General features: G+C 66.4%; 12 protein-coding genes. 6 read left to right on the forward strand and 6 right to left on the reverse strand.

Annotated features, from left to right (window positions below):
- The first annotated feature begins 51 nt into the window (after nt 1-51).
- From ACCQ10_RS13640 to ACCQ10_RS13650, 3 genes are all read left to right on the forward strand, one after another.
- On the forward strand, nt 52-501 hold the full coding sequence (locus ACCQ10_RS13640; protein WP_039412570.1) for a DUF4442 domain-containing protein: 450 nt from the start codon (nt 52-54) through the stop codon (nt 499-501).
- Nucleotides 502-682: 181 nt separating this feature from the next.
- On the forward strand, nt 683-922 hold the full coding sequence (locus tag ACCQ10_RS13645; protein ID WP_039412568.1) for a DUF378 domain-containing protein: 240 nt from the start codon (nt 683-685) through the stop codon (nt 920-922).
- Nucleotides 923-1,046: 124 nt separating this feature from the next.
- A complete protein-coding gene (locus tag ACCQ10_RS13650; RefSeq protein ID WP_039563969.1) occupies nt 1,047-1,967 on the forward strand; it encodes a peptidylprolyl isomerase in 921 nt (306 codons plus the stop codon).
- Nucleotides 1,968-2,070: 103 nt separating this feature from the next.
- Here the strand turns inward: ACCQ10_RS13650 and ACCQ10_RS13655 are convergent, their stop codons facing one another.
- Nucleotides 2,071-2,958: a DMT family transporter gene (locus tag ACCQ10_RS13655; RefSeq protein WP_372360981.1), complete on the reverse strand. Its 888-nt coding sequence runs from the start codon at nt 2,956-2,958 to the stop codon at nt 2,071-2,073.
- Nucleotides 2,959-3,128: 170 nt separating this feature from the next.
- Here ACCQ10_RS13655 and ACCQ10_RS13660 point away from each other — a divergent pair, with 170 nt between their 5' ends.
- Both ACCQ10_RS13660 and ACCQ10_RS13665 read left to right on the forward strand, forming a co-directional pair.
- Entirely contained in the window at nt 3,129-4,094 is a 966-nt protein-coding gene (locus ACCQ10_RS13660) for a LysR substrate-binding domain-containing protein (RefSeq protein WP_039412562.1), read from the forward strand.
- A 405-nt stretch (nt 4,095-4,499) separates the two neighbouring features.
- Nucleotides 4,500-4,793: a hypothetical protein gene (locus ACCQ10_RS13665; protein ID WP_039412560.1), complete on the forward strand. Its 294-nt coding sequence runs from the start codon at nt 4,500-4,502 to the stop codon at nt 4,791-4,793.
- 190 nt (nt 4,794-4,983) lie between these two features.
- Here the strand turns inward: ACCQ10_RS13665 and ACCQ10_RS13670 are convergent, their stop codons facing one another.
- Together ACCQ10_RS13670 and ACCQ10_RS13675 are read right to left on the reverse strand one after the other, a co-directional pair.
- A complete protein-coding gene (locus ACCQ10_RS13670; RefSeq protein ID WP_372360982.1) occupies nt 4,984-5,787 on the reverse strand; it encodes a DUF4349 domain-containing protein in 804 nt (267 codons plus the stop codon).
- Complete coding sequence (locus ACCQ10_RS13675) at nt 5,784-6,140, reverse strand: GFA family protein (RefSeq protein ID WP_372360983.1); 357 nt, start codon at nt 6,138-6,140, stop codon at nt 5,784-5,786. The genes ACCQ10_RS13670 and ACCQ10_RS13675 overlap by 4 nt, the downstream gene beginning before the upstream one ends.
- Before the next feature lie 223 nt (nt 6,141-6,363).
- On the opposite strand from ACCQ10_RS13675, the gene ACCQ10_RS13680 reads away from it, so the two are divergent.
- Entirely contained in the window at nt 6,364-8,169 is a 1,806-nt protein-coding gene (locus tag ACCQ10_RS13680) for a DUF885 domain-containing protein (RefSeq protein ID WP_372360984.1), read from the forward strand.
- Between the two features lie 323 nt (nt 8,170-8,492).
- Here ACCQ10_RS13680 and ACCQ10_RS13685 read toward each other — a convergent pair whose 3' ends face one another.
- From ACCQ10_RS13685 to ACCQ10_RS13695, 3 genes are all read right to left on the reverse strand, one after another.
- Entirely contained in the window at nt 8,493-10,325 is a 1,833-nt protein-coding gene (locus tag ACCQ10_RS13685; RefSeq protein WP_372360985.1) for an ABC transporter ATP-binding protein, read from the reverse strand.
- Between the two features lie 156 nt (nt 10,326-10,481).
- Nucleotides 10,482-11,078 (reverse strand): plasmid pRiA4b ORF-3 family protein, encoded by a 597-nt coding sequence (locus ACCQ10_RS13690; RefSeq protein WP_372360986.1) that lies wholly within the window; start codon nt 11,076-11,078, stop codon nt 10,482-10,484.
- A 108-nt stretch (nt 11,079-11,186) separates the two neighbouring features.
- Complete coding sequence (locus ACCQ10_RS13695) at nt 11,187-12,452, reverse strand: cation:proton antiporter (RefSeq protein ID WP_372360987.1); 1,266 nt, start codon at nt 12,450-12,452, stop codon at nt 11,187-11,189.
- Nucleotides 12,453-12,544 lie beyond the last annotated feature (92 nt).

Consider the following 12,544-nt stretch of genomic DNA (forward strand, 5'->3'; position numbering starts at 1 on the left):
CGTATGCGAATGTTATGCTGGGCACCCGCCCCGCCATGGATTCCGGCCCGCATGCGCGCCTCCCTGTTCAAACTCGGCGTCAACCTGTGGCCGCCGTATCTGTTTTCAGGTATCCACGTCACCGTGTTGTCGGCCGACTACCGTTTTGCGCGGGTGGAACTGCGGCAGCGTCCGTGGAATCGCAACTACGTCGGCACCCATTTCGGCGGCAGCCTGTTCGCCATGACCGACCCGTTCTGGATGCTGCTGGTGATGCAGAACCTGGGCCGCGACTATTACGTCTGGGACAAGGCCGGCAGCATCGATTTCATCAAACCCGGGCGCGGAACGGTCAGTGCGGACTTCGTGATCGACGACCAGGTACTGGCCGAGCTGCGTGAAGCCACTGCCGGTGGCGGCAAGCATCTGCGCTGGTTCGAGAACGAAGTGCACAACCGCGATGGAGAGGTGGTGGCACGCGTTCGCAAGCAGCTCTACGTCAGGCGCAAACCCGCGCGGTGACGGCGCGCTGCCGTTGCATGCCAGCGCCGGTGATCGATGTTTCAGCCGCGCCAAGGCCGCGCGCCGGGTGCCCGGATGTGAGCGTAATGTCTGCACGCGGCGCCACGCGGCGACCATGCTCACGACACACTCGCTGCCGCATGCGGACCCTGGGGCCTCCCAACCCACATGGAATGCCTGCATGAAAGCGATCAACATCATCACCCTGGTGCTTCTTATCGTCGGTGGATTGAACTGGGGCCTGGTCGGCCTGTTCCAGTTCGATCTGGTGGCGGCGCTGTTCGGTGGACAGGATGCGCTGCTGTCACGTGTGGTCTACACGCTGGTCGGCATCTCCGCGCTCTGGCAGCTGGTGCCGTTGTTCCGCAACAACCATGGCGCAGCTGCGCATCACACCAGCCCGCACGTGCGCAACCCGTAACCTGCCCGCTGCACGCGTGACACGACGCCGGCGCATCGCGCCGGCGTTGCCGTCTGCGCACCGGCGCTTTGCGTCCTTGCGCGCATTGGTCAAGAATCAGCCATCTCCCCTGCTGGTTGCCTTCATGCTGCTGCGCACCGTTGCTTCTGCCTGCCTGGCGTCTGCCTGCCTCGTCGCACTCGCACTGCCCGCTGCTGCCGAGGCGGCCTATCGCAGCCCGCAGCAGATCCTGGACAGCTCACCGGCCAACGCGTGGCGCGTCCTCGACCCGGAGCGCACGCTCTATCTGGAGCTGGATACCGGCAGGGTCATCATCGAACTGGCGCCACAATTTGCGCCCGAGCATGTCGGCAACATCCGCACGCTGGCCCACGAACGTTTCTGGGACGGGCTCACCATCTACCGCTCGCAGGATAATTTCGTGGTGCAGTTCGGCGACCCTGACGGCGAGACGCCGGGCAAGGCCAAGTCACTGGGATCGGCCAAAACGCATCTGCCGGCCGAATTCGAGCGCACCTCGCAGGGCCTGGACTTCCAGCGTCTGCCCGATAGCGACGGCTGGGCGCCGCAGGTCGGCTTCGTCGATGGCTTTCCGGTCGGCCGCGACGGCGCCAACGGCAAGACCTGGCTGGCGCACTGCTATGGCACCCTGGGTGCAGGTCGCAACAACGACGACGACAGCAGCATCGGCGCCGAACTCTACGTGGTCACCGGGCAGTCGCCGCGCCAGCTCGACCGCAATATCACTGTGGTTGGCCGCGTGGTCAAAGGCATGGAATTGCTGAGCGTGATCCCGCGTGGCCCGGACCCGATGGGCTTTTACGAAGACCCCGCCCAGCGCTCGCCGATCCGCGCGATGCGTCTGGCCAGCGAAGTGCCGGTGCCCGAACGTACGCCCTTGCAGGTGCTGCGCACCGACAGCCAGACCTTCCGTGAGGTGGCCGAAGCCCGCCGCAATCGCAAGGACGCTTTTTACAAGCGCCCGGCCGGGCATATCGATCTGTGCAATGTGCCGTTGCCGGTGCGGGCGCCGCCTGCCGGCTAGTTCCGGAATCGGGAATCGGGAATCGGGAATCGGGAATCGGGAATCGGGAATCGGGAAAGCAGAGCCGGTCTCGGACATCTTCGCAACTGCGGGCGCGCTCGTTCTAGCGGGCGCGCTGGCTGAAGGCGACGCTGCCGAGGATCAGCACTGCGGCGACCAGCATGGTCCAGGTCAGCGGTTCGCCCAGCAGCGACCATGCCAGCAATGCACCGAACACCGGCACCAGATAGGTCACGGTGGACGCGCGTGCCGGGCCGATGCGCTGGATCAGGCGGTAGTACATCAGGAACGCCAGCCCGGTGCAGACCACGCCCAGCGCGGTGGCGCAGGCCCAGGCCACTGCCGGCACCGGCGTGGTCGGCCACTGCCACCACGCCAGCGGTGCCAGCAGCAACGCACTGCAACCCAGCGTGGACGCCGCCGATGCCGCCGGTGGCAGGTCGCCCATGTGCCGCCTCACCAGGTTGTAGCCGATGCCGTACAGCAACGAGGCAGTGGCGCCCGCCAGTGCTGCCGGCCCCACGCTCAGCCCCGCCGATTTGCCGGTGGCCAGCACCAGCACGCCGATGAAGCCCACCAGCAAGGCCAATGCGCGCCGCGTGCCGATCTTTTCGCCGAAGAACAAAAACGCGATCAATGCGGTGAACAACACCGTCATCGCATTGCAGATCGCCCCGACGGCCGCCGGGGCGTGTTGTGCGCCCCAGGCGAACAGCAGAAACGGCAACGCGGAATTCAATACGCCGATGGCCGCCAGCATCGGCCAGCGCCGCAGCGGGAAGCGCTCGCGTGCCAGCCACAGGAACGGCAGCAACACCAATGCGCCCAATGCCAGGCGGATCTCCACCAGCGCCACGGTGCCGAACCTGGGTGCGGCCACCCGCATGAACAGGAACGAGCAGCCCCAGACGATGCCGAGGAACCCCAGCTCCAGCGGCGTACGCCATTCGCGTGCCGCCAGCTGCGGCTGCGTCGAGGGGTGTGCGCTCACGGGCAGGCTCCTGCGACGCGCCGCAATGTGCTGAAACGGCAGGCAACGACATCCGGCAGGCAGGTGGACATGGCACGATCATCGCGATGGGATGACGCAGCATCGGCTGCGGCCGCAGGCGCGACAAGCGCGTAGTATCGGGGTCAGCCACAAATCTGACTCATGCCTCGATGAACCTACGTCCGACCCTGTTGCCTGCGCTGGGCGTGTTCGCCGCGGCCGCCCGCCACCAGAATTTCGCGCATGCGGCCGAAGAACTGCACCTCACCGCCAGTGCGGTCAGCCACCATGTGCGCAAGCTGGAAGCGTTGCTCGGCGCGACCCTGTTCCAGCGCCTGCCGCGCGGCGTCAAGCTCACTGCCGAAGGCCGCCAGCTGGCCGATGCCGCCACCGCCGCACTGGCCGAGATCGCCGCGGTGGCCGGCAACCTGCATCCGCGCGACGACGCCATCCCGCTGCGCGTGACCACGCTGCGCTCGCTGTCGTACTGCTGGTTATTGCCGCGGCTGCCGCGCTTCTGTCGCGCGCATCCGCATATCCGGCTGGACCTGCAGTCGGACCCGGCGTTCTCGCGTTTCGAAGAAGGCGGCCCCGAGCTGGGCATACGCTACGGACAAGGCGCCTGGCCCGGGCTGACCTCGCATCACCTGATGGATGACGAACTGTTTCCGGTGGCTTCGCCGTCGTTGCCGGAAGTGGCCGCGCTGCGCACGCCGGCGCAGATCGCGCAGTTGCCGCTGCTGAGCGACATGTCGCCGCAGGGCTGGCGCGACTGGTTTCGCGCCGCACAGGTGCGCGGCACCACGCTGCCGCCCATGCACACCTTCAACGACAGCACCGACGCCATGCGCGCGGCGGTGTACGGCCTGGGCGCGGTGCTGGCACGCAAGCATATCGCCCAACCCTACCTGCAGCGCTACGAACTGGTGCGCCTGCCGGGCCCCACGCTCAAGGCGCGCTACGCGTACTACATCGTACACCCCAGCCACCGCGAACCCAGCCCGGCGGCGGCACTGTTCATCGACTGGCTCAAGCGCGAAGCACTGGACGAACGCACCCCGATGCCGGCGCTGCCGGCAGAGCTGGTCGCGTTGCCGGCGCGCCGGACGCCCGAAAGGCCAGGTGCACGGCGATGATCGCCTCGGGCAACGGTGACGCAGCTACGTTGCAGCGGATCTGACGCACCGGCACGCCAGCGCTGTCACATCTCTACGCACTGCGCTGGGTGACGTCCCCCATCTTCATGAGCACACGGTGACACCGCCGCGACTCGCTGCGCAGGTCGATGGCAGGCGTTGCACGTCTGGCCACGCCTGCCATGCGTGCACCCGGCCCGCTCCCGCCCACGTGAGCGTGCGCATTCCACTGCACACACTGCATCGCATTGGCCGCTCCCCTCCGACGTGCACAGCGCTCCCGATGCGGAGATGCGCCGATCGGCGACGTGGGTGGCAAGGAGTCGGGCGTGGCATCGGCGCCATCACCTGATTTTGTCTCTTCGCTGCCTAGGCTTTGGGTCCCCAACCCAAGGAAGCTGTCCCATGCCCACGCTTCGCATGCGTATCACCGGCACCGACGACGACGCGCGTGCCATTGCCAACCTGCTGCAGAGCATCGAAGGCATCGAGCACGTGGAAGAAGTCGACGACCTGATGCCGCATCTGGACGACGACGATTCCAGCTCGGCCGGCTTGTCCGACGATGAAGGTCCGGGCAGCCACGAGTTCGAGGTGGAAGCCGGCAACGAGGCCACCGCGCAAAAGGTGCGCGATGCCGTGCAGGAACTGGCACTGCAGCTGGATGTGTTTGTCGAATACGAGCTCGACGAAGGCTGAGCCGCACCGGCAAGGCCTGCGCTGCGGCACCCAACGGTGCGTGTAATCGACCTGTCGTGAGGTCTTGAGGTCTGCATGTCGATCGGCGTGCTACCGGCCGCCACCACACCACAGGCGGCCACTTCATCTGCGCAGCACCAACGCTGCACGACGCCAGCCGGAGCGGCACCGCCGCCCGGCCCCCTATAGGTCAGGACATCCGGCGCCGCCGCGCGCGCCAGCGCCACCCCTGCAACAGCAGCCAGCCGGCGATGGCCGCCAGCAGCACGACCGGCAGCAGCGCCGCCACTGCGCGGATCACGAACGCGACACTCGACGAAAACACCTGGCCAAACCCTGCCGCGGCCTCGGCAATCTCGCCCCTGCCCTGCTCGCCACCGGTGCTGCGGAAGGTGAGCGTCAGCAATTGCGTGCGGACGCGGCGTTGCTGCTGCGCGGCGTCCTGCTGGGTCTGCTGCGCTTCGGCCTCGATTTCTGCCAGTCGTTTGGACAACGCGAGCAGATCGGTCACCGACAGATCGCGACGTTGCTGCAACTCCAGCAGGCGGGCGTGTTCCTTCTGCAGCCGCGCCTGGGCCAGGCCGGTATCGGCGATCTGCTGCGCCAGGTCTTCGGCACGCGTGCTGCGGGCTGCCACCTCGCCGTGCTGGCCGGCCAGTTGCACCAGCGGCTCGATCCCGTCGGGCACCACCCGCACGCGCACGCTGCCGCTGGCATCGCGCCCGCCCTCCTGCTCCACCGCCAGCAGCGCGCAGCTGCCGAACTGCGCGTTCTGGCAGGCCGTGCGCACCGACGCGATGCGTTGACCGATCTGATCGGCCGGCAGCTCGATACGGACATCGTGTTCGTACGCCAGCGCGTTGCCCTGCGCGGCGGGCGGCGCCGGGGCCGGGGCGCCACCATCTCCACCCATCTCTGCGGGTGGACGCGCACAGCCGCTCAGCCCCCAACCAACCAGCAACGCAATAGCGTACCTGCGCAAGCGGCGGCTCATCGGCTAGCCCCGTCGACCATGTGGACGCGCAGGCCGGCAAGATCCAGCCCGGGCAGGCAGCGCACGTTGACCGCGACGCCGGCTTCGCCGGTCTTCGGGTCCGCGCCCTCGCTGAAGGGCGCAATGCCGCACTGCGGGCAATGATGATGCTCGATATGCTGCCGATTGAAGCGATAGCTGCCCAGCGCATCCGGGGCCGCCTGCAAGTGCAGTTGGGTACGCGCGCCAAACCAGAGCAGGCCACCGCGGCGGCGGCAGAACGAGCAATTGCAGTCGTAGACCTCGGTGATCGGCGTCTCGGTCTCCAGATCGAACGCGATGCGTCCGCAATGACAGCTACCGGCGTAGTGCATGGGTATTCCTCCTTGGAAGCGCCACCGCAACGCGGCGACGATCGGGCGTAGTGCCTGGCGAAGGCGCTGCCGCCTGGGCGAGCGCCAGCTCGGCTGGATGCACCGCGGCCGCGCCCGCCTGGCGGATGGGCGGTGTAGATGCGATCGCCACTCTAAACCAATGGCGGATGCGGACAACCGCACAGTTGCCTATGCTGGCGGTTTGCTTCCACCAGGACCCACGATGCGTCAACGCCTGCTTGTCCTCGCCCTGATCGCCGGCCTGAGCGCCTGCCAGCAGCAGCCCGAATCGCCGCAAGCCGGCACCACCGCAGCTCCCGCCCAGGACGCACAGACCCCGGATGCGCGCTTTGCGGCGTTGTCCAAACAGGCGCTGGACACCTGGATGCAGCTGTCGCCAGTGACCGCCACCCAGACCGGCGACCACCGCTTCGACACCCAGATCGACGACCTCAGCACAGCAGGACGCCAGCGCAGCCTGGACGCCGGCAAGAAGCTGCTGGGCGAGCTGGATGCCATCGACGTGGCCAAGCTTTCGCGCGAGAACCAGGTGGATGCGGCGATCCTGCGCAACCAGCTGCAGTCGGAAATCTGGAATACCGAGGTGCTGCAAAGCTGGGCCTGGGACCCGCAGGTCTATAACGGCCTGGCCGGCAGCGCGCTGTACGGCCTGATGGCGCGCGAGTTCGCGCCGCTGCCCGAGCGCCTTGCCGCGGCCACCCAGCGCATGGAAAAGATTCCCAGCATCTTTGCGCGGTCGCGCGAGAACCTGGACCCGGCGCGCGTGCCGAAGATCCATGCCGAGACGGTGGCCAAGCAGAACAAGGGCATCCTCAGCATCGTCGATACCTTCATCGCGCCCAACATCAGCCAGCTTGGCCCGATCGAGGCGGCGCGCGCGCAGGCGGCCATCGACAACCTGCGCAAGGCGGTGGCCGAGCAGCAGACCTGGCTGGACACCGTGCTGGTGCCCAACGCCAAGGGCGACTTCCGCGTCGGTGCGGAAAAATACGACCAGAAGCTGAAATTTGCGCTGTTGTCGTCGCTGTCGCGTGCCGAGATCAAGCAACGCGCCGAGTCCGAACTCAAGCGCGTGCGCGGCGAGATGTACGGCATTGCGCGCACCGTGCTCAAGGACAAGCCCGGCGCTCCCAAGCTGCCCGAATCGCCCAACGACGACCAGCAGCAGGCCGCGATCGAGGCCGCGCTGGAACTGGCCTATGCCGACAAGCCCGCGCGCGACAAGGTGGTGGACGCCGCCAAGGCCGCACTGGCGCAATCCACCGAGTTCGTGCGCCAGAAGGATTTGATGACGCTGCCCGATTCGCCGGTGGACATCATCCTCATGCCGGAATTCCAGCGTGGCGTGGCAGTGGCGTATTGCGATTCGCCCGGCCCGCTGGACAAGAATCTGAAGACGTTCTATGCGGTGTCGCCGATTCCCGACGACTGGAACGACAAGCAGGTCGATTCGTTCCTGCGCGAGTACAACACCCGCATGATCCACCTGCTCAGCATCCACGAGGGCACGCCGGGCCATTACCTGGAAGGCTGGCATTCGGCCAAGTTCCCCTCCACGCTGCGTGCGGTGCTGCGTTCGGGCATGTTCGCCGAGGGCTGGGCGGTGTACACCGAGCGCATGATGCAGGAACAGGGCTATCTGGATAACGACCCGCTGTTCCACCTGGTGCAGCTCAAGTTCTACCTGCGCACCATTGCCAATGCCATCCTCGACCAGGGCGTGCATGTGGACGGCTGGGATCGCGACAAGGCGATGCACCTGATGACCCACGACACCTTCCAGCAGGAAAGCGAAGCGTCGGGCAAGTGGGTGCGCGCGCAGTTGTCGTCCGCACAGCTGCCGACCTACTTTGTCGGTGTGCAGGAGCATCTGGATACGCGCAAGGCGGTGCAGGACAAGCTGGGCGAGAGCTTCAACCTGAAGGCCTATCACGACAAGATGCTGTCCTACGGCGCGCCACCGGTACGCTTCGCACGCGAGCTGATGCTGGATCAGCCGATCGAGTGATCGATCCTTCTCCCGCAGGAGAGGGCTTGCTGCTGGTCGATCAAAGACTGCAAGTCTTCCTTCTCCCGCGCGCGGGAGAAGGTGCCCCGTAGGGGCGGATGAGGGGCGCCCGGTGACGTTGTTGCGGCCGGCGCTGTGGAACGCGTCGCCAGGCGCTTCGGAGACGAGGTGCCAAGTGGCTTCGCCCCGTACCCTCACCCCAACCCCTCTCCCGCAGGAGAGGGGCTTGCTCTGTTGCTATTTCTTGGCGAGCGGCGAGCCGGCGCCCAGCTGTCGCGCAACGACCGCGCACGTGTCACGCAACGACCGCGCACCGCCTTGCGTCACGCATCTGCCGCAACAAATCCGCCGGTCTGGCGCGCCCACAGCCGTGCATATAGCCCACCATGCGCGATCAGCTCGGCATGCGTGCCGGTTTCGACGATGCGGCCGGCATCCATGACCACCAGCCGGTCCATGCGCGCGATGGTCGACAGCCGGTGCGCAATCGCGATGACGGTTTTGTCGCCCATGAGCGCATCCAGGCTGTCCTGGATCGCCGCTTCCACTTCCGAATCCAGCGCCGAGGTCGCTTCGTCCAGAACCAGGATCGGCGCGTCCTTCAACAGCACCCGCGCGATCGCGATGCGCTGGCGCTGACCGCCGGAGAGCTTGACGCCGCGCTCGCCCACATGCGCATCGAAGCCGCGACGGCCTTCGCCGTCGATCAGCGTGTCGATGAAACCTTCCGCGCGCGCCTTGCGCACCGCATCCAGGATCTGCGCGTCGCTGGCCTGCGGCCGGCCGTACAGCAGATTGTCGCGGATCGAACGATGCAGCAACGAGGTGTCCTGGGTCACCAACCCGATCTGCCCGCGCAGGCTATCCTGCGTGACCTGCGCAATGTCCTGCCCATCGATGAGGATGCGCCCCTGCTCCAGGTCGTACAGCCGCAACAGCACGTTGACCAACGTCGACTTGCCGGCGCCCGAGGGCCCCACCAGGCCGATCTTTTCGCCGGCGCGCACCCGCAGATCCAGCCCGGCGATCACGCCACCGCGCTTGCCGTAATGGAAATGGATGTGCTCGAACCGCACCTGGCCGTGCGTCACCTGCAACGGCACCGCAGTCGGCACATCCTGCACCTGCACCGGCTGCGAGATGGTCTGCATGCCGTCCTGCACGGTGCCGATATCTTCAAAAATGCCGTTGACCGTCCACATGATCCAGCCGGACATATTGTGGATGCGAATCACCAGCCCGGTCGCCAGGGTGATGGCGCCAACGCTGATCTGCCCGCGGCTCCATAGCCAGAGCGCCAGCCCGCACGTCCCGACGATGAGGAACCCGTTGGCCACCGCGATGGCCGTGTCCATCGAGGTCGTCACGCGCGTCTGCCCGCGATGCTTGACCGCCAGCTCGTCGATCGCCTCGCGCACATAGGCTTCCTCGCGGCCGGCATGGGCGAACAGCTTGAGCGTGGAAATATTGGTGTAGCCATCGACGATGCGCCCGGTGGCCTTGGAGCGCGCATCCGACGCGATCCAGGCGCGCGCCTTCATGCGCGGCACGAAGAACGCCATCAGCGCGACATACACCACCAGCCAGATCAACAGCGGCGCCATCAGCCACGGATCGGCCTGAGCGAACAGCCACAACGCGCTGCCGGTATAGACCACGATGTACCACAGCGCATCGACCATCTGCACCGCCGATTCGCGCAGCGACGTGCCGGTCTGCATGACGCGGTTCGCAATGCGGCCGGCGAAATCGTTATTGAAAAACCCCAGGCTCTGCCGCACCACATAGTTGTGCATCAACCAGCGCGAGCGGTTGCTCAATCCCGGCACGATCGCCTGGTTGACCAGCAGATTGTGCAGGCCGGTGAAGAACGGCCGCGCGATCAGGGTGATCCCCGCCATCCACGCCAGTTCGCTGGCGTGGCGGCGGAAGAAGTCGGGCCCTGGCCGCTCATTCAACATGTCCACGATGCGGCCGAGGAAGTCGAACATCGCCACTTCCACCAAGGCCAGCAACAAGCCCGCGATCAGCGTGGCCAGCAGGATCGGCCACAGCGGCCGCAGGTAGTGCAGATAGAACCGCCAAACGCGACGTGGCGGCATCCCCCGCTCGATGGGCGGAAAGATGTCGATCAGGGATTCGAACCAGCGGAACATTGCACATACTTCGCTAACACCGGGTCGTCAGGCTAGCCGATCGGGCGTCAAGCCGCAGTGCGTTGCTCCGGCAGCCTGGCGTAGCGCGGTGGCAGCGTCGTGCGTGGGTGCCCATGTTGCTGCACCTACACGCCACGGCATTGCCGGCATCTGGATCTACTCGCGAATCCGCGCCAGCAGCCGGTTGACCTCGGCCAGATCGAAATGGGCTGGATCCAGACGCCCACCGAGCGTGGCCAGCTCCTGCACGTGCTGCGGGTGGTCCGTGTCGGCGATGATCTGCAAGAGCGCCTGGTAGGCCTCGATCCCGCCACTGCGTTCCGGCGGGCAGGCATTGGCGCCCTCGATGCAGCGCGCGATGCGCAGGCCCGCATCCGGCGCCAGCACGGCCTCGACCTGCAGCGTGTGCGTCCAGCCAGCGCCGGCACCATAGAAATAGGCGAATTCGCCAAGCTCGCCCACCGCGCTTTCCAGCGTGACCCGGGCGGCATGCTTGAGCCGCGAGCGCTCCGGCACATCCAGCCCGGCCTCGCCATAGCGGCCACCGCCGAAGTCGAATTCGTACGGGTGTGCGCCGCTCCAGCCCATCACAGCCTGCAGCACGCGGTGCACGGTCGCCAGACGGAGCGACCCCGCAATCACCATCCGCCGCCACACCAGCGGCGCACTGCCCGCCAGCGCGATCTGCAATTGATAGATCGGCGCCGGCGCCTGCACCGCCTGCTGCGCGGCCTTCTTTCTTGCCTTGGTCATGACGACTCGATTGCGGATATCCGATGCCAGTATGGCGTAGCCAGCCCAGAACCGGATGAGGTCCACTCGCCCATGCAGCGGCGTCGCCATCGACGCCGCTGCCAATGCTCAGCGCTGCTGCAGACTCGGCACCGCATCGCTCACGTTGGCGTGGCGACGCATGATCCAGTTGAACAGCGGCGTCGCCATCAGCGTGGACAGGATCGCCATCAGCACCAGTACCGAGAACAGGCCCTGCTCGATCACACCGGCCTGCAGGCCGATGTTGATGATGATCAGCTCCATCAGGCCGCGTGCATTCATCAGCGAGCCGATCGCCATCGCGTCGCGGTTGTTTTCACCGGTAACGCGCGCCGCGGCCCAGCAGGCCACACCCTTGCCAACGAACGATGCGGCCAGGATCGCGACACCGGCCAGCATGATCTGCGGCTGCAACAGCACGCTGAGCTGGGTCTTCAGCCCCGAATAGGTAAAGAACAACGGCAGCAGCAAGACCACCACGAACGGCTGCATCATCTCGCGCAGTTTTTCCGTCAACGGCCCCTTGGGCAGGCAGACACCCAGCAGGAAGCCACCGAACACCGCGTGGATGCCGATCGCGTCCATCGCCCACGCGCTCACGCAGAACAGCATCAGCACGATCGCCAACACGCTGTTGCTGAGCGGCTGATCCGGCACCACGTGATCGGCCAGGCGACGCAACAGATGCCGTCCGACGAAAATCATGAATACCGCGTAGCCCACGCCGCCACCGATGGCCAGATAGGCGCTGCCCCAGCTGCCGCCGAAGCTGGCCAGCACCACCGCCAGGATGCACCACGCCGCGGCGTCGTCGAACGCGCCAGCCGTCAACGCCAGCGTTCCCAGCGGGCTCTTGGTCAGGCCACCTTCGTGGATGATGCGCGCCAGCATCGGGAAGGCAGTGATGGCGATGGCTGCGCCCAGAAACAGCGACGCTTCCGTCAGCTTGGCCTTCTCGGAGAACAGGCCGTCGACGGTGAGCAGCCATGGGCACATCGCAAATGCCAGCGCGAACGGCACCGCGATGCCGGCCAGGGACACGCTCATCGCGCTGCGGTAGCGCGCACGGAAGTGATCGCCGCGGAAGTCGGTCCCGACCAGAAACATGTACAGGCCCACGCCGAACTGCGCGAACACGTACAACACATCCATGGTCTGTTTGGGGAACAACGCCGCCTGAGCGCCCGGCGCCAGCAGGCCGAACAACGATGGCCCCAGCATCACCCCGGCAATCATCTCGCCAACCACCTGCGGCTGCCCCAGGCGCTTGGCCAGCAGCCCGACCAACCGGCACACCAACAGGATGGCTGCAGCCTGCAGAAAGAAATACACCGACATCTGTGGAGTGGTCATGCCTACGGCGACATCCTTGAGAAGTGCGCGGATCATAACCACACGTGCCGCCCGGCGGTAGCGAGGCGGCGGCGGTCGCTGCAACGCTGCAC

The sequence above is a fragment of the Xanthomonas sp. NCPPB 1325 genome (assembly GCF_041477645.2).
Taxonomy (GTDB): domain Bacteria; phylum Pseudomonadota; class Gammaproteobacteria; order Xanthomonadales; family Xanthomonadaceae; genus Xanthomonas; species Xanthomonas cannabis.